Source organism: Sphingomonas xinjiangensis, assembly GCF_014199255.1.
Taxonomy (GTDB): Bacteria; Pseudomonadota; Alphaproteobacteria; order Sphingomonadales; family Sphingomonadaceae; genus Sphingomonas; species Sphingomonas xinjiangensis.
Genome location: NZ_JACIJF010000013.1, coordinates 21470 through 38032, shown reverse-complemented (window position 1 = coordinate 38032; position 16563 = coordinate 21470). Strand labels below are relative to the sequence as shown.

The 16563-nt window shown below is 56.4% G+C and carries 12 protein-coding genes and 2 pseudogenes; 11 read left to right on the top strand and 3 right to left on the bottom strand.

Annotated features, from left to right (window positions below):
* Window positions 1-86 precede the first annotated feature (86 nt).
* The 3 genes from FHT02_RS16515 to FHT02_RS16505 all read left to right on the top strand — a co-directional run bounded on the left by FHT02_RS16515 (window position 87) and on the right by FHT02_RS16505 (window position 4064).
* Entirely contained in the window at window positions 87-1196 is a 1110-nt protein-coding gene (locus tag FHT02_RS16515; RefSeq protein ID WP_246352470.1) for a glycosyltransferase family 4 protein, read from the top strand.
* A 104-nt stretch (window positions 1197-1300) separates the two neighbouring features.
* On the top strand, window positions 1301-2626 hold the full coding sequence (locus FHT02_RS16510) for a hypothetical protein (protein ID WP_221239533.1): 1326 nt from the start codon (window positions 1301-1303) through the stop codon (window positions 2624-2626).
* Window positions 2627-3506: 880 nt separating this feature from the next.
* Window positions 3507-4064 carry a methyltransferase family protein gene (locus FHT02_RS16505; RefSeq protein WP_184090187.1) on the top strand — a complete coding sequence of 186 codons (558 nt, stop codon included), beginning with the start codon at window positions 3507-3509 and terminating at the stop codon, window positions 4062-4064.
* A gap of 445 nt (window positions 4065-4509) precedes the next feature.
* Here the strand turns inward: FHT02_RS16505 and FHT02_RS16500 are convergent.
* Window positions 4510-5273 (bottom strand): annotated as a pseudogene (locus FHT02_RS16500) (IS5 family transposase).
* Window positions 5274-5666: 393 nt separating this feature from the next.
* Here FHT02_RS16500 and FHT02_RS16495 point away from each other — a divergent pair.
* The 4 genes and pseudogenes from FHT02_RS16495 to FHT02_RS22290 all read left to right on the top strand — a co-directional run.
* Window positions 5667-5840, top strand: a pseudogene (locus FHT02_RS16495) (IS481 family transposase); the annotation flags it as partial.
* 192 nt (window positions 5841-6032) lie between these two features.
* Window positions 6033-7202, top strand: a complete 1170-nt coding sequence (locus tag FHT02_RS16490) for a GumK N-terminal domain-containing glycosyltransferase (RefSeq protein ID WP_184090184.1) — start codon at window positions 6033-6035, stop codon at window positions 7200-7202.
* Window positions 7203-7576: 374 nt separating this feature from the next.
* Window positions 7577-7903 carry a hypothetical protein gene (locus FHT02_RS16485; RefSeq protein WP_184090181.1) on the top strand — a complete coding sequence of 109 codons (327 nt, stop codon included), beginning with the start codon at window positions 7577-7579 and terminating at the stop codon, window positions 7901-7903.
* A gap of 975 nt (window positions 7904-8878) precedes the next feature.
* On the top strand, window positions 8879-9085 hold the full coding sequence (locus FHT02_RS22290; protein ID WP_425506450.1) for a DUF5818 domain-containing protein: 207 nt from the start codon (window positions 8879-8881) through the stop codon (window positions 9083-9085).
* A 1063-nt stretch (window positions 9086-10148) separates the two neighbouring features.
* Here FHT02_RS22290 and FHT02_RS16480 read toward each other — a convergent pair.
* The gene (locus tag FHT02_RS16480; RefSeq protein ID WP_184090178.1) at window positions 10149-10331 is read right to left on the bottom strand and encodes a hypothetical protein; all 183 of its coding nucleotides are present in this window, start codon (window positions 10329-10331) and stop codon (window positions 10149-10151) included.
* 431 nt (window positions 10332-10762) lie between these two features.
* Here FHT02_RS16480 and FHT02_RS16475 point away from each other — a divergent pair, with 431 nt between their 5' ends.
* Together FHT02_RS16475 and FHT02_RS22285 are read left to right on the top strand one after the other, a co-directional pair.
* Window positions 10763-11344 (top strand): hypothetical protein, encoded by a 582-nt coding sequence (locus FHT02_RS16475; RefSeq protein WP_184090175.1) that lies wholly within the window; start codon window positions 10763-10765, stop codon window positions 11342-11344.
* 323 nt (window positions 11345-11667) lie between these two features.
* Window positions 11668-12015: a PilZ domain-containing protein gene (locus FHT02_RS22285; RefSeq protein ID WP_425506449.1), complete on the top strand. Its 348-nt coding sequence runs from the start codon at window positions 11668-11670 to the stop codon at window positions 12013-12015.
* A gap of 183 nt (window positions 12016-12198) precedes the next feature.
* Here FHT02_RS22285 and FHT02_RS16470 read toward each other — a convergent pair whose 3' ends face one another.
* Window positions 12199-13254 carry a mannose-1-phosphate guanylyltransferase/mannose-6-phosphate isomerase gene (locus FHT02_RS16470; protein ID WP_184090172.1) on the bottom strand — a complete coding sequence of 352 codons (1056 nt, stop codon included), beginning with the start codon at window positions 13252-13254 and terminating at the stop codon, window positions 12199-12201.
* A 1653-nt stretch (window positions 13255-14907) separates the two neighbouring features.
* On the opposite strand from FHT02_RS16470, the gene FHT02_RS16465 reads away from it, so the two are divergent.
* Both FHT02_RS16465 and FHT02_RS16460 read left to right on the top strand, forming a co-directional pair.
* A complete protein-coding gene (locus tag FHT02_RS16465; protein WP_184090169.1) occupies window positions 14908-15105 on the top strand; it encodes a hypothetical protein in 198 nt (65 codons plus the stop codon).
* A gap of 428 nt (window positions 15106-15533) precedes the next feature.
* A complete protein-coding gene (locus FHT02_RS16460) occupies window positions 15534-16247 on the top strand; it encodes an N-acyl amino acid synthase FeeM domain-containing protein (RefSeq protein ID WP_184090166.1) in 714 nt (237 codons plus the stop codon).
* Window positions 16248-16563 lie beyond the last annotated feature (316 nt).

The window sequence follows — 16563 nt, the reverse complement described above, 5'->3', positions numbered from 1 at the left end:
TGGGACAAGAGGCACGATACAATCGCTTTGACACCTCCACTCCGTTCAGCCAAGCGCTTCGGCATCAAACTGGAGCAACGTAGCGCATGCATGTAAGACACGTTGTGCGGCAATATCACCCTGTCATCGGAGGACTGGAGAACACCGTCGCTAGTCTTATCGACGCCCTCCGCGCACAGGGCGTCCAAGGGTCCGTCGTTACTCTCAATAGAAACTTCCAAGATCATAAAACTAGGCTGGAGGCCAATTCCGAAATCAATGGCTTTCCCGTAACAAGAATACCTTACTTCGGATCTTCGCGCTACCCGATTGCGCCGCGGGTTCTCGCGACATTGAAGGGCGCGGATATCGTTCATGTTCATGGAGTAGATTTCTTCTTCGACTATTTGGCCTCGACCCGGCGAATTCACGGGAAGCACTTAGTGGCCTCCACTCACGGGGGATTCTTTCATACCACTTTCGCCAACCACTTGAAGAAGGCGTACTTCAACACTATAACTCGAGCATCATCGCGGTCCTACGAAACTATCATAGGCTCGAGCGATAATGACGCCGCAATGTTCCAAAAGGTGGCGCCGAACAACACCGTGTCTATCGAGAACGGCGTCGATGTCGGCAAATGGCACAATTGCGCTTCTTCAACACCGACTACAAGCCTCCTCGCACTCGGCCGTTTTTCATCCAACAAAGCTTTACCGGACCTAATTGCTATCGTATCTTCTTTAGGAGCTCCCTGGCGCCTGATCGTCGCCGGCCAAAACTCAGACCTCACTGGTGACGAGTTGCGCGTTATGGCCGAGGCGCACGGAGTAGCGGACCGAGTGCAAGTTCACGTCGGTTTGAACGAAAGTGAGATCAGGAGCTTGATCGCTCGCGCAACCTACCTCACGTCCGCCTCTCGCTACGAAGGGTTTGGCTTGACCGCCGTGGAAGGCTTGTCGGCTGGCCTGATCCCAATCTTGAACGATATACCCCCATTTCAGAAGGTGATTTCAAACGCAGGAGTGGGTTCTATCGCGAACATGTCAAAGCCGTCCGAGGCTGCGCAATTGATTCGAGACTTGCATGAAGATGTCACTCGAAGCTTTTCAAAAATGAGAGAAAAGGCAATTCAGGCCAGTATGCCATTCAGCTGGGAGAGCGTTGCGTCGCGGTTCGCCTACGAATATGCCAAAATAATGTCTAAAAACGGGTAGCGAGGTCGTGTATTTGGCTTGTTCAGCCGACCGGGACTAATGCACATTACAAATTTGCGGGTGAACTCGCCAGTGTGGCACAATTAGAGGCGACGACTCAAGGCATGGCCGAGCGTATAAATAATCCTAAGAGCCCTCGACGATATCGCGAGTCACTAGGTCTGAGTTCACCACATGGCTCGGTGAGGGCGCCGGACTCGCGCGTGCAGGTTGGCTACTGCTTGCTAATCATAGTCGCCGTCTGTTACAACATGCTTCTAGCAGCAGCGAACGCTCACGGGCTCAAAATAAGCTATGGTATAGTTGCGTTGGCAGAAACAGGCATTCTTGCTTCTGCTTTGTTGTTCGTGGTAGGAAGCAAATTACGTACAAGTGACATACCTGTTCTGACGTTCCTTTACCTTTCAGCCACTCTATCGGTTCTGATGTCGCTGGCTCATGAGACGTTTGCAATCGATGCTTTGCGAAATTTTCTGATCGTTGGATGTTTTCTTCTTTTGGGAAGTAGGTGCTCATTCGAGACGATAAAGACGTCTTTTTTGTGCACCGGACTGCTAGTTGCGGGCGGTCTAATTCTGGAGATCTCGTCAGTCAGTACGTACATTGATTTATTTCGCCCGGCGGATTACTTCTCAAGCACACGAGGCATCAATCCGCCGGAGTTTCTGAAGGAGCGGGGGCTCGCTATTGGTACGATCGCTTACAACGGTCGATTTACCTTCGGAGTTTGGTCTGGCCATAGAACCTCATCTATTTTTCTTGAGCAGGTCGGAATCAACACTTACGCTATCGTCGTATCTATATACCTGCTGGCTTTCTGGAAAAGGTTGAGTCGTTTACATCTCATTTTCTTTGTTCTCCTGTATTTAGCGATAGTATTGACTAACAATGCGCGCTTGGCCCCGCTGGTGGGGGTGTGCTTTGTTGGTGGGTTCTTCGTATTTCCCCACTTACCCCGTTATCTTCAAATCCTAATGCCCGTCGGCATCATTGTTGCTACGTTCCTCTTGTTCAACTTTGTTAACGGAAGGGCCGGAGACGATGTGATCGGACGGATGTGGGTAACCTACGAGTTTCTGCATAGCCTTACAGTAGATAACCTGCTATTTGGCGCGCCCAGGAGGGTGTCTGGGGCAGCAGATACCGGTTACGGGTACCTTGTTGCGTCGGCCACAATGTTCGGTGCACTTATATATCTTGCCTTCGTTGTGCTCATATGCCCGCAAGAGTCTAGGGAGGAGCGGCGTCTAGCGTGGGGGTTGGCAGTCTATATCTTCTTTTGGCTTCTTGTGGGCGGCACTGGTTCATTCACAATCAAGAGCGCCTCTCTTCTTTGGGCGCTTGTTGGTTTCGCTCGTTCCGGATTGCTGCGAGATAGGTTCCAGGACGATGTAGAAAGGGGAGCCCTCATCGGCAGCCCGCTCTCCTGAGCACCTAGATGCTGAGCCACATGGGCCGTTTCTAGTGCCGTAGGTTCACCCTCCTGTTAAATTCTAAACAGGAAGACACGCGCCTCGCCTTTTGCGTAGCAACAGGCGCTTCCGATAATCAGGTGAGATTGTAGGGTCACTCTTGCCAGGGCTGTTGCAGAATCGATCAGGGCCGTACCTTGCTGCGAAGTGCAACAACCCGAGGCGTGGCATTGGAAACGTAATGACCTGCACGGGTGACGTGAACAGTCTGCCTATCGAAGAGAAGGTGCCCAGCACCAGCGTATCCCTAAATTCCCGACGTGCCGGGCGATTATTCGACCTGGTTCCTAAAGTTCGCATCACCGAGTTTGGCAGATGAGTTTTGCCGGCGAAGGAAGCGCCCCAAGGTAGACCATGAGTTGTCTGCTAGAGCAGAGTGCTATTCGAGGCCAGCATGTCTCAGGTGCTCAAGCGCGAGGACGGCGATGGCGCTTGAAGTTGTCGGCGGCGGACTCGTTGCGCAATTGATCTTCCACGACTGTCGCGGCTCGAACGCGAGATATGGAGTTTAATCGAGTCGCGCGTTCAAGGCCGGAGCTTCGTTGTGGAACCTCGTCGCGCGGTAAGCTTAGCCTGACACTACATCGCGTCGGGTCATATCCCCCAACTAACCCGAGCGCCATTTTCGAACTCCACATGACATCGCAGTACCTTTTGTTTAGCCCTGCGAACCTAATTGTCATGTTCTCGCCGCTCAAAGCTTCTATACGTCGCACATAGCGGCGTGGTGGTAGCATGCCGATGAGTTCGTGGGATTAACCCCGAGGTAGGTTCCTCGCGATATCACTTCGATGTACTGTCGCCGACAACGGACTGAGTCGGCTGAGGGGAGTCAATGATGAGCGTGGCAGATCTGGCGAAGTATGGGGCGCTTTTATATTTTTTCGGTATCGGCGCATGGTTCGCTACAGCTCAGGCCCATTTTGATCGGTCGAGTCAGGCGAAGCCACTACTGATCATTGTCGTCGTTTTGTCTACCATTCTGAGCCTTGTGACCATCGTGATCGCGCTGAGAAGCAGCCTACCTATAGAACGACTCGTCACTGCCATGGTCGTTGCCAGTGCCGCAGCTCTTTTATTCCGGTGGGCGCTGAAAACGATTGCGACGAAAAATCTTGGTCTCGTTTTCAGTGGCTTAGTGCCGCCAGAAGTTGTCCAGAATGGACCTTACCGGTGGATCCGGCATCCGCTCTATACAGCCTATTCGCTATTCTGGATTAGCTGCGCTTTTTTAACTGCCTCGCTTCTGAGCTGTGTTCTAGCGGGCTTCGTTGTTATCTTGTACATTGTAGCCGCCCGTGCCGAAGAGCGTGATATCATCCAGTCGAAGCTCGGACCTGCTTATGAAGAGTATCGCAAGCGCACAGGCCTGCTGCTGCCACGGCTGTTCCGGTAGGTATCGCTGTACGGATACTCGGTCGCGTCGTGATAGTGAATCCCCGGACCGGGAAGCTACGGTTCCGATGCTTCCTTTTAGAGGCAACATGCGGTAGAAGCTACGTGTCGGACGAGCAATGTCGACTGTGGGTTCGCGTTCTCGCCGGGGCGGTGACGGGAAACGCGACCTTTGCATGTCAGCGAGGCGTTTTCGAACGGAATGCCGCAGGCTGCCGCTGCGGCAGAGCCAGCCTGGCGCCCCGGTTCTGGAATGAAGGTTGATGTTGACGCCGCCTGCGAAGACCGGGTGTCCCGCGGCGCACTGCCGTTCCTTTCGGCCGAGACGAACCGCCGGAGGCCGACCGCTTCCGGGACTATCGAACCGCTAGTAGAATGGGTGGCTGCTCAATCCACTCCAAACGCCTCGGCGGATTGACGCGCTACGAAGCGACTCGCTTCGTGTATTAGGCTGTAAACTCATGAGCACGGAGCCACAGCCGCATTGAGGCGAGTTGGATCGTGGCGAGGAGGTTGGCGGCGAGCCTCTCATAGCGGTTGGCGAGGCGGCGAAAGTGCTTCAGCTTGGAGAAGAACCGCTCGATTAGGTTGCGCTCGCGGTAAAGACGCTTGCTGAAGCAGGGCCTCCGGCGCCGGTTGCTCTCACGCGGGATGTTGGGCGTGGCGCCCTGGTCCTGGATCATCTCACGGATCTGTTCGGCGCCATAGGCCTTGTCGGCCAGCACGATAGTACGCGGGCCGAGATGGGCGAGCAGCGCGTCGGCGATCTGCCCGTCGTGTGCCTGTCCGGCAGTCAGGCCAAGCCGGATCGGGAGACCCTATGATCGATCACGACGTGGATCTTGCTCGTGAGTCCGCCGCGTGATTGACCGAAACAGTGATCTGCACCCGCTTTTTTGCCGTGGCTACCGTTGGTGAGCGCGAACGGAGGTGCTGTCGATCATCTGGATGGCGCCGTCATGAGCGGCGCTGATGGCGTCCACCAGCCGGTCCCACACACCCGCCTTCGGCCATCGTACAAAGCGGTTGTAGCAGGTGGTGCGCGGCCCTTAGCAGTCGGGCAGGTGGCGCCATGGCGCACCGGAGCGTAGCACCCAAAGATGCCGTTCAGCACCCGCCGGTCATCCACGCGGGGCACGCCCGAGGGCCTGTTCGGCAGCAGCGGCTCAATCACTCTCCACTCCAAGTCGGTCAGGTCGTATCGACTCATGGTGAGCATGAATCACGATTGCGCGTGCGAGAAAAGCCACCAGCCGGCAAGCGCCGCACCCAGCGGCCGGAAGAAGCTGCTCAATTGCCGTGATGGAAAAAGTTCACGAGCCTCCGCACCCCCCACCAGGTGCCAATCACGAGCAAAACGAGTGCAAGTAGGGCGATGTAGAGGGCCGTATTGTGGGGCTCACAAGGGCGCGGCAGCCCTTCGCACCCGCCGCCGGACTGAAGGACCATCACCAACATCGGCATACCGATGAACAAGAACGCGAAAAAGGCTCCGACTACCCCGGCAAGGGCACCGCCGCTAGGTAGCCATGTCCCTGGATCGCTCATCACCAAAGTTTGTTCGCTCAATCACCTCACGTCAACGATCATTCAAAGGCTCGCCCATGAGCAACTTCGGACGCACCTGGCCGACTTCCTGGCCGCCTACAACTTCGACCGTCGGCTTAAGACGCTCAGCGGCCTCAAGCCTTACGAATACATTGACATTATCTGGACTTCAGAACCAGACCGGTTCATCGTCAATCCGGTCCATCAAAGGCCGGGACTAAACACCTAGGATTGCACCCCCGAAGGGCGGCTGGATAGCGCTGCCGAGGGGGTGACGCTGCTTGCCCTTTACGAGCTTCGCTTAGCGGTCGCTTCGTTACTGGACTTATGCTAAGCACAGGGTGATCTCATAGCTGCGAATGTGTCGGAAGCCCGCGGTGCTTTCGGTTGACGTGTGGCTGGTTGCGACAGGGAGCATGCGGTGTTGTTAAACGGCTCGGAAGGTTCAGCTAGTCGATCGGAAGGGTTAAAGCAGCGAGTTGTAATCTTGTCAGCTTTCCAGGACTACAGGTCACGGAAAAAGGCTAGCATACAGCAGGTTGCTGAAGGTTTGAGCAAAACAGGTTATGAGGTTACGTTTATTTCGACGAGATTCAGCCAATTGTCTGCTCGGACCGGCGACTCGCGTCTATTTCTACGTGAAAAATCGAACAAAATCGAGTTAGTAGATGGAGTTCGCTGCTACTTATGGCGAACAGCCGTTCACCCGTTTAGTTCGAAAAACGTAGTTTTGCAGGCGCTAATGTACCCCGCGTTTGAAGCATACAAACGGTGGCCCAATGAAGATGTTGATCAATTGCTAAGTGATGCTGACTATGTTGTTGTAGAATCTGGCGTTGCCGCAATTTACATTGAGAGGGTTCGTAGGCTCAACGCCGCGGCAAAGATTATTTACTATGCCGCAGATCTGCTTGACACAATTGGTGTCCATCCATTCGTGCAAGATCAGCTAGATAGAAACCGCGTGCATATCGATCACGTTTGTCTGCGCTCAACCTTAATGAAGGATGATTTCCCTTGGGCTAAAGGACGTCTTTACAAGGCGGAGTTTGGCATCAATAAGGCAAACTATGAGCGGATTGGCCCAAACCCGTATCCGGGCGGCCAACATGCTGTTTCAGTGGGGTCTATGCTTTTCGATCCGGCCTACTTCGTGGCGGTGGCCGAAGAGATGCCGGCAGTGACGTTTCACGTGATTGGAAGTGGCTTAACCTTTGCTGCGCCGGAGAATGTCAAGATATACCCAGAGATGAGGTTCGTGGAAACACTTCCGTTTCTCAAACACGCAACTATCGGCATTGCTCCTTACAAGCTTGCTCCGGGCGTAGAGTATCTTGCTGAGTCTAGCCTGAAGCTCGCGCAGTATGACTATTTCGGACTTCCCTCAGTGTGCCCGACCTTCGCGGTGGGAGAACAGCCTAATCGGTTCGGCTACAATCCTGGGGAGCGGGCGTCGATGGTAGCCACGACGGCCGTTGCTCTTGCGGCTGCCGCGAACGGTCCTATGAAGGGGCGTGAGTTTGGTAGTTGGGCCCAGGTTGGGGAGCGTATGCTACAACCTGTCCAGCACGGGGTGCCTCTGCTCGCTTGAAGAAGAAGCCGGAGCTGGCACCGGGGAAGCGAGCGACCCCGCTCGCGTGAGTTATCGACCTCGTTTAGCTGCCTCAAATCGCATCATCGGATCGGCACTTTGTCTCTATGGAACCCCTGTGGAGAGCGCGCTCGCATCAAGAGTCACACAACAAGGTAGCGCAATCGGGGTTTGAAGCAGATCTGCAGCCAGGCGCCTTCCCGTCGCACTGACCCACGGGTTGAGCTGAACTGCCCCTCAGTTTTTGACTGACAAACCGTACACATAAGCGACTTGCACCTGTAGCCTACCGCAACGGCTTCGCCGCCAAACGCTAACAGCGCGCGATTATCGGCGGCCTCGCTGGGGGACCACACCCCGGGGAGAAACAAAAGATGTCGCGCACTTCACGCCTGCCTCGGGCGACGCTTCCGTCCACCTTCGCCACCTTGGGCATCGCTCAATCCGCCCACGCCCAGATCGCTGGAGCCAGCGCCGACGAAGATGCGCAGAATGCGCGGGCTGAGCCCGAGGAGGAGATTGTCGTTACCGGCTCCTGCGCGCAGACCCTCGCCGGGGCGACGGAGATCAAGCGGCAGGGCCCATACATGGGGCGCAAACAAATTAGCTCAACCTCAGCCAAACAGTTGGGTAAGCCACGCGACGAAAAGCGCGAGCACTACCAATGCCATCGCGCCCGTAAGTTGAGTTTCGTCGCCTGAGCCAGCCTCCTGTGATTGGGGTACTGGCATCACCTCGGATTGATGTGTGTACGTGACCATCAAGGCTATATACTGGAGTCGTTCCCGCTTTAGCCTTCTGGAAGATGCCGAGGCCTGGAATTAACAAGCTGCCCTCCGCCGCTGCGGGTGCGATAACTACAAAAACCTAGAACCCAAGCATCTTGCTATACGCGGAGAGCGGATCAGGACATTGCGGCCAAGTATGCGGGCAAAGGCCCTCGCGCAGCCATCTAACGAGCAAAATGCTTCCGGTTGTGCAGGCCCCGGTCAGGATGGCAACTCTAAGTCGAGGCTTGAGGCCACTGGCAGATCTGACTCCCCACTCGGTTAATCCGGCGAGGAGTAAAAAGACGAGTATATGCACCCGTGACTGCGTCTGTGGCAGAGCGTGACGGCTAAGCGCTGCCAATGCAGTAAGCGCCGTAACCTGCGCGAGCGTAAACATAGAGCCTGTCGCCATGGCTTCAACTTGCCTTTATTGCACCGACAGCAGCTGCATATCACTTCCTAAGAACGATAGGCGCGATCTTATCGTTCCTATCGAGCGGGTAAGCCGCGCGAAACGCCATGAAGAAGGTCTTGTATGCTGGACGCTCGTCGTTTGTCCCCCCCCTCGCTCGAGGCTTGAGACTCATTCACGACCAAACGTGGCGAGCCGATACATGCTCTTTTCGATCAGTGTAGGTATTTCTATCTGATGATTCAGAACGCCATCCGCATCTTGGTCTGGCTCGTAAGGCTGGTCTGAATGAACACGGAATCTCGAGGCACGGGGTGCTCCCGGTGGAGAGAGTCGAAGGCTGCGCGATCACGGTCTCATGTCCGCTTGTAAAACGCGCCTCTTTTTCTGCAAGCTCGGGGCGCCATCGCAAAGGATCTGCTAACGTCCGGTAGGGCGATTCGATCACCGGATGAGGTCGCGGCGAGAGAGGCCCGGTGATCTAAGGGGGTTCGATGAGGAAGCGTGTTCGAGTGACAGGAGAGCTAATGCGTTCTGGCTCTGGAGGGGCGATCATCGACCAGCAAGGTAATTTTTGGAGGCTGGAGTTAGATGAAGAACACGAGAGGCTGATCGGGCGCTATGTTCTCGTTGATGGTGTAGCAGCAGGGGAGCGGATACGGGTTGATTATTTGGACCTGCTGCCAGGCGGTGACGCATAGCAAGGAGGGCTCTGAAGCTGCCCCTTCAAGCGTTTGTGATCTCGAGCGTCAGTTGTGGCAGCAGAGGGTCATCTAGGAGGGGTAATGCGATCTTCCGGACGGAGTGAACGTCCGGATTTGCGAAACACAGATGACCGCGACTGCCTACAGCGGAGGTAGTGTTGGGCAGTTCGCGGCTGAGAATTTCCAAAGCTCGGATTGAAGATGTTTTAGGCGCTGCACTTTGCGCGCGCCAATAAGCTGTCATGACGCTCCGCTGATGGCGGCCCGAGTGTCACTCGGGCGACAGCACAGTCGCCGGCGTGAATCGCCCATGCCCCGCATGCGGACTAAAGTCGGTCGGGGCTTGCTCGCGAGCATCGCCGCTACTGCTTACCGGTGACGGACGGGTGCTACGGTAAGAGCGCCGACGTTGAACCCCGTGACAAGGTTGCCGGCTTCTGCCCGGTTCCAGTGATGCTTGCTATACCCCAACTCGGGCGCAGCGCTGATTTGAAACGGCGCGGCTCCGTTCTGGCAGCCCCAGTCAACTTCAGCAGCGCTCTAGTCGAGCTGATAGGCGGAAGCTTCTCTTTACAAGGAGCGAGAGACCTTAAGTCACCCCGTTCGCTGAAGCGCTACCGACGGGCTCGCAATGTAAGGGCGCACAGCTCTGTAGCCGACGTACGTTATCGCGGCTCGTACCGAAGAAATCCTGCCGGCTGCCATTCTCACTTCAATTTCAAAGCAGAAGCCGCGTGTCTCAGGCCCGCTTTCGGGGGTCGAACCCGATTTCGGTGATGCCCAGTTGGCAAACCCGCGCCGACGGCATCTTGGACCACCTGCTTGCCGGAGCAGAACGTCGTGACAGTACGCCGCGTCGGTATCGACCCTGGCGGCAGACCATGTCGGGAGACGCCCAGGTCTCGTCGATGAACACCAGGCGTTCCGGCTCTAGGTTAAGTTGGCCGTCGAACTAGACCGATCGCTGCTCTACGATCTCGGCGAGGTCCTGCTCACTGGCATGAGCACCGAGGGCCGCATCGTCCTCGCTGTTGGTGACGGCTGTAAAATAGGAGGTCGTTCATCGGCGCAGCGCCCTGCGCAGGACAGCTTTGAAACCGTCTGCGATGCCGAGTTCGGCTGTCAAACGATCAAGTTCTAATTTTTGCGTGCGAACCTCGACCTGAAGCTTTTCGATTGCGGCGACGGAAAGGCTTAAAGCTTCGAAGAGATCCCGGATCCTGCGATCGCTGTCATCACTCATCGGCAAATTCCTCTCTGCAGCTTTGAGCGTATGCACCGGAACCGGGCCATAGCGGGTGATAAGGGTTTAACAACCTAGCCCGCCCCTAGTCGGGCGTTGATAGCTAAACTTGATCAAATGAGCTTCTGAGTGCCTCTCCACCGTTGCGAGCTCAGGCATCGGGTCGTGACACTCTCGAACAGGCAGTGGCACTTTGCCGCTTCGGGCAACATTCAAGATGCGATCTCGGACATCTCCAGGCGACCCCTGGCGTGCATCGCGGTGAAGGGATCTCCAATAGTGCAACTCTGGTTACCGGGTGGCATGGCGACGTTCGCACCTGCCAGCTGTGTCACTTTACCCCGCGACGGTGAAGTGCCGCGAGCGGTTAAAGTGCAGATACACGGACAAGTGGGATTCACTCGGACTCGCGGTTGTGCTCTAAATGTTCCATGTTTCAGCTGGACCTCTTTACGCTCCAAGAGCGCGCCGCCGAACCCCTGCATGTGAAGCCGCAGCGGCTCCTTGATGTACCTGCAATTCTCGAGCGCTTAACTGCCGTCTGTGAGCGGCCGCGATACAGTTTCATGGTTCTTAATCTTATCGCTCAGGCGAGTGTGAAGACGGGTTCGGCTGGACCCTACATCCGGGAGGGAACCCGCAGTATCCCTGTGCGCGATTGGCTATGTGACGCTCTCATCCCAGTTGCGCAACGGGATCCCCGAAGGCTTGCGATTAGGACAAAGGTGCGACAGGAATTGGAAGCGAAGCGCGCGCTGCCTGCAGATCGGGAGGCCGCCGAGCGCCTCGTCGACGCCCATGTTCGAAAGCGCGTGAGGCAGTCTGGTCGCACCAACGTGAGCCGTGCAGTCTCCGAGCTGGTGCGGGCCGGCTTCGTCCGCCGCCATTATCAAGGCTATCGGGTCGATCATCATAATCGCGGAGCACAGCGTCAGGCGGTCTACACGATCACTGAGGAGGCGCGTAGAGCGTTACATCCAACCGTTGATTGTCCCACCCGTGGCATGGTCTAGGAGCTACAGGCAGCAGCGGGATAGGTGCCGGTTAGTTACTATGTGCTTGAACGGTGGAAAGTCGTGCGTAGGCGAGCCGGCCGAGGCCAGATCGAGCGCAACCAGCGCTGAGATCCGCTAGGCCCAGATCAGCCGTCGCCGCCCGGAATTCGCCCGCTGCAATTCCGCAAGCTGCAAGATATGCAGCATGCCTCACCTGGCTCCGGAACAGTGGTCCCGAAATCGCGATAGGCGTATCTTGTGTGCCGAGGATGCAGCCCCGTTCGAGCGGAACCATTGAACCATTTACACTTCAGCAAGCAGTCGGCGCTTAAGGTGGCGGGATGTTGGATGGAGAGTTTTTTGGGGAAAACGAGCGGCGTGCGCGCCGCTATAAAATCGACGCGCCGGCTGTGCTGGAATGTCGAGAAAGTCCACCTGTAAATGTCGCAGTACTGAATGTAGGCGCGACAGGTTGCCGCCTGAGGCTAACTGAACCTCTGCGAGTTGCTTCGTCCGTCACGCTATCAGTGGGCGGATTGCCTCAGCTGCATGCGTTGGTCTGCTGGAGTCATAAAACCGCTGCCGGACTGGCTTTCGATCCTCCCCTGGCGCCAGGATGCTTTGATAAAATTCCTCGACTACTGAGACCGGAGACGTCGCTCCGCTTCTGTACGACAGCTGAGCACTAGATTGATTGACGAACAAGTACGGAGTGTCTCTTACCCGCCGCAGGTCAAAGTTCGATAATAATCTACGGGCGAAATTGACATTAAGCAGGGTCCGGAATCGTTGCCTTGATGGGCGATGCTCCTATCCGGAAGCATAGCGGCACATCTTGTTGAGTGCGGCCGTGCGCCGCACTCAACCGTGCATCAGTCCTTCATTGCCTCGATAACTCTTTTCACTTCCTGGCTCCGGCCGCGAGGAAGCACCAGCACATCGGCACCTGAAACAACGACGATAAGATCGTTCACACCCACAAGTGCTACGCGTTTGCCGGGCTCGCTCTGCACCAGGCAATTTCGCGAGTCGATCGCTACGACATCCCCGCGTACGACATTGCCGCCCTCATCCGGGTCACTGATGGCGTGCAGCGCGTCCCAGCTCCCGACATCGCTCCAACCCATAGAGACCGGCACTACCGCGACACGAGGCGCCTTTTCCATAACGGCATAGTCAATAGAATCTGAAGGGCAGGCCGCAAAGGACTCTGCATCCGGCCAGATGCGGCTCCCTTCACGCCTACTGCGCTCGATTGACTGCTGAGCAGCGATCAGCATCTCTGGTGCGTATACGCTAAGCGCGCCTAGGAACATGTCGGCTCGAAAAAGAAATATCCCGCCGTTCCAAGCATGATCACCCGACGCCAACATTGCTTCTGCCGCGTCGCGCGGCGGCTTTTCTACGAACCTGTCAACCCGGTGAATGCCTTTGGCTAGCTGTTCGCCTACCTTTATCCAGCCATAGCCCGTTTCCGGCGCGTCAGGCGCAATGCCGAAGGTTACGAGCCAGCCTTCGTTCACTAGCGGCAGTGCATCCCGTATGGCGGCGTGAAAGCTATCCACGTTAGCGATGACATGGTCGGATGGCATAACGAGCATCGGCTCGCTACCCCCACCGGCTACAATTGCAGCAAGGGCGATGGCCGGTGCCGTGTTACGCCCGATCGGCTCCAGGATCAGCGCCTGCGCCGCGGACTCTACCGCTGAAAGTTGCTCTTCGACCAAGTCTGCATGGAAGGCGTTTGCAACGACGATCGGGTCTGCAAATTGGTGTCCAGCGGCCCGTTGGACGGTGAGCTGTAACATGGTTTGCTCCGCGGTCAGCGAAAGCAGCTGTTTTGGCTTTTCGGGCTGGGACATCGGCCAAAGGCGCGTGCCGGATCCTCCCGATAGAATGACGGGAATAATGGCCTTCGATTCCGGCATGACGTGCAAGCTCCTTATCAGTTGCTCGCCTTAGCTGATGTTCTCGCAAACCGAAACGGTGCGGAGGCGAAACGGCTTATTGTAGCGGCGGCAAGGCGCCATACCGCCTGTCTGTTTCGGTTTCGCTTCACCTTCCGGCTACGCCGGAAACGTTCGGTGCGTCTGCCCAAGCATTGCCTCTCAAGTCTCGCTCCGGGTGTAGCGAGCTCTCCTTGGGGAAGGTGAAATTATAGCGACCGCTTGGGCTTAGTAGGCTGGCCGCATCCATTCGAATAGACAAGGCAAAAGCACAGGCCGAATGTCTGCCGCAACTACCGCTGAAAAGAGGTTGTCCGCCTCCGGCAACGACAGATGGTACTAGGTAGTACTAAAGATCTTCAAATCTCGGTTTGCCGTGCCAGCTGAGCCGACCGTGTCGCCAGTTGGCGATCTTCAAGCGTCGAGCCGAGCCTGTGGTCTAGCCCTAAGCGCGAGCTCACTTCCGATAATCGATTGTGCTCTCTGCATTTGCAGACTTGCCTGGCGAACTGAAATCGCGATCAACAAGAGCAGGCCGTGCTGCTGTATCTCGCTTCAAGGGCCCCGCATCAGCTTATTTTCGCTACTGCCTGGAGGAGCGCGGGATTTGCGTGACGAGGTGGCCGATATTCCGGCGAGCACCGCCGCGCCGAAATCAACCGTTCGCTCGTACTTTGGAGCGCCCTCGCGGTTTGCGCAACTTGACCGTGGCCGCAAGTTGAAGTGTTTGCGCCCGCCGAGCGCTGGCTGGCGCAAACACTTCTATACGTCCGTCGGGTCGGCCGCACGATTCTGCTAAATGCTTCAGTCGCGGCAATGTTGCGTCGCAGCATCGGAATGAGCACTCAGGCCGACACTCGCAACATCGAAAAGGGCAGGTAGAGCCGAGCCGCAAAGGGACGGAAGCGGCTCGGCTCAAGGGGCGGGACCCTCTCAACCGTATAGCAGGAGCAATGCGCCGCACCAAGCCGGGTGTGCATACCGGTGGGACAGAATCAACAATCGCCTTTGTTCCTCAGGTGGAATGCGGCCGAGCAACCGTCAACCACCTATGGCTTGCCGCACTTAGGACGAACTGCCCGGGCACTCTCTTCGGTGCCGAAAGGTCAGCCGCGGTGGCTGGATAGGACAATCGCACAAGCAAAATTGCGAGGCTTCAACCGGTTGTTCTCGGTCGAACAATCCTTACGAATGATGTCGGTGCTTGACAACCTTTGTACTGTTTACATTCAGGATTACAGAGACAACGGTGTATATCAACGCGATCTGCCGATCAACGACGGTGGCAATCGTAGTATCGTGCAAAGAAGAAATTAGCCTTGAAATTGAAGTGACACCCTAGAATAAGTTTGGAAAACCGTTGGAACTTGGTTACAGTTAACCTCACGGAGCTAGAAGGGCGCCGCAGCTTTCCTGTTATCTCGCTGAGCTTCAAGCCAAGCGAAGAATCCTGATTTTCAAAAGAGGATTCTATCTCTCGCAGACGCCATCGCCGATACGCCCTCACAAGGTCGATGGTTTGAAGCCGGAGAGCCACTGATCGTAGCCGCACTGTGCCCCCATGTATCGGTAATACATCGGAATTCCAACTAGAAGTTGGCCACCTTACACGCGGCCGTCATCTTGGAAAGCACCATGAGCGATCTCGAATACTTTCGGCTTCGCGCGGTAGACGCACGTGTTGCGGCTATGCGCGCAAAGACGATGATGGCGTTCCGCGCCCACATGCATATGGCGCGAGTTTATGAAAGCCGTTTGCTGCGGGTCGGAGGTCGCTGCCTTGATTTGAATGACGCCGGGCACGGCGGAGTTTTTGGCTTGCTCCAGGACTAATGCGAGAACCCTCAGCCCCCGACCTTCGCTGGTGGAGGTAGAAAAGATGAGGCGGTCTCCTCTGACACGTAAGACTGGCGGAGCTTGTGAGTGTTTTCGACTACAGCGGGGGCTTTCACTTAAGATGAGCGTAAGCACAAGCGGATACCATAACCTGATGCCGCCTGCTCAACAGAATGCGTTTTAGCTACTAAGTGGAATCCCGACCTGTTGATTGTCCTGAATATGGCGCCTGCCGGGAGCCGCTTACGAAAGCCCGAAGCACGAAGGGTTTTCATAGTGGCGCACGCTACGCAACATTCGAGGTCGTGATGTACTCTCAGCGGTCGACATTAAGCGCGCACGGGATCGAAGTCGATTTTCCTCGAACGTCCACCCGAAGAGCAGGGGCGGGCGCTAGCGCGGACGAGGCTAAAAGTAGCGGGTCAATGAGCCGCATCCTGGCATTGCGCCTTGCTGAAACTCGTGAGGACCGCGATCAGGCGATCCAGTTGCTCAACAGGCGCTTCGCATGGCGCGGCTATGGTTCCGACCACCAGATCCCGAACGATGAGAGCCATACGACCTTCATGGCGCTCGCTGATGAGCAAATCGTCGGGACCATCACCCTGGGCGTGGACGCCCCTGGCGGACTGGCAGTTGATGCTGTGTTCAAAGATGAAGTCGATATCTTCAGGGCCGCGCCGGGAGCCCAAGTGTGCGAGTTGACCAAGTTCGCGTTCGAGACGGAGCTTCCCGATCAACAGAACTTAGCGATGCTCTTTCATACGGTGTTTCTGTACGGCCTGCAGAATCACCGCTGCACCGATCTCCTGATCGAGGTAAATCCGCGCCATCGCCGGTTTTATCAGAGCATGCTTGGCTTCACTCCAGTAGGCGACCTGCGGACCAATCCTTCCGTAGATGCGCCATCACAGCTCATGTGGCTGAATGTTTCGGATGTGGCTGAAAGCATCGCCTCCTGCCGCTCGGGCTCTGGGGCAACGCGCACGCGCTCGCTCTACTCAATGTTTCTTTCTCATTGCGAGGAGGGCGTCATTATGAGGCGGCTGCAAGAGCGGGGCCAATCGGACAGCTCACGTGTTCGAAATCTCATCGAGCGTCGCGTTCCGATTGCCGGCGCGAGCGTGGCCTCGCGCTAGCTGTTTGGTGTTTGCCGGTTGCAACAGCGGTGTGCCGAGAGGCCGTCACTTAGGGAGGCAAGCGAAGTTGATGCCGTGTGCAAATGCGCAGCAATTGCCGCCCCAGCTGCGCCACGCCCGCCTGGTGATTAGGTCGGCAAGCAATAGAGCGGGAGCCGTAACGGTGCTTTAGCAAGTCGCCGAAGGTTCATAGCGCGATTAGTAATCGGACGGGAAGTTGTGGAAGCGCTCAGTTGCTACAGACTGCCGGCTGGCAGTCGAACGGAAGAATTGTGGATTTTGTTCGACGCGCGGAGAGATCGGCATTTCGGCATGA

Coding starts and splice junctions, on each gene's coding strand:
- FHT02_RS22285 (WP_425506449.1), top strand. CDS start 11,668: ATGTTGGATGGAGAGTTTTTTGGGGAAAACGAGCGGCGTGCGCGCCGC.
- FHT02_RS16515 (WP_246352470.1), top strand. CDS start 87: ATGCATGTAAGACACGTTGTGCGGCAATATCACCCTGTCATCGGAGGA.
- FHT02_RS16505 (WP_184090187.1), top strand. CDS start 3,507: ATGAGCGTGGCAGATCTGGCGAAGTATGGGGCGCTTTTATATTTTTTC.
- FHT02_RS16510 (WP_221239533.1), top strand. CDS start 1,301: ATGGCCGAGCGTATAAATAATCCTAAGAGCCCTCGACGATATCGCGAG.
- FHT02_RS16465 (WP_184090169.1), top strand. CDS start 14,908: ATGAGCGATCTCGAATACTTTCGGCTTCGCGCGGTAGACGCACGTGTT.
- FHT02_RS16460 (WP_184090166.1), top strand. CDS start 15,534: ATGAGCCGCATCCTGGCATTGCGCCTTGCTGAAACTCGTGAGGACCGC.
- FHT02_RS16480 (WP_184090178.1), bottom strand. CDS start 10,331: ATGAGTGATGACAGCGATCGCAGGATCCGGGATCTCTTCGAAGCTTTA.
- FHT02_RS16485 (WP_184090181.1), top strand. CDS start 7,577: ATGTCGCGCACTTCACGCCTGCCTCGGGCGACGCTTCCGTCCACCTTC.
- FHT02_RS16475 (WP_184090175.1), top strand. CDS start 10,763: ATGTTTCAGCTGGACCTCTTTACGCTCCAAGAGCGCGCCGCCGAACCC.
- FHT02_RS22290 (WP_425506450.1), top strand. CDS start 8,879: ATGAGGAAGCGTGTTCGAGTGACAGGAGAGCTAATGCGTTCTGGCTCT.
- FHT02_RS16470 (WP_184090172.1), bottom strand. CDS start 13,254: ATGCCGGAATCGAAGGCCATTATTCCCGTCATTCTATCGGGAGGATCC.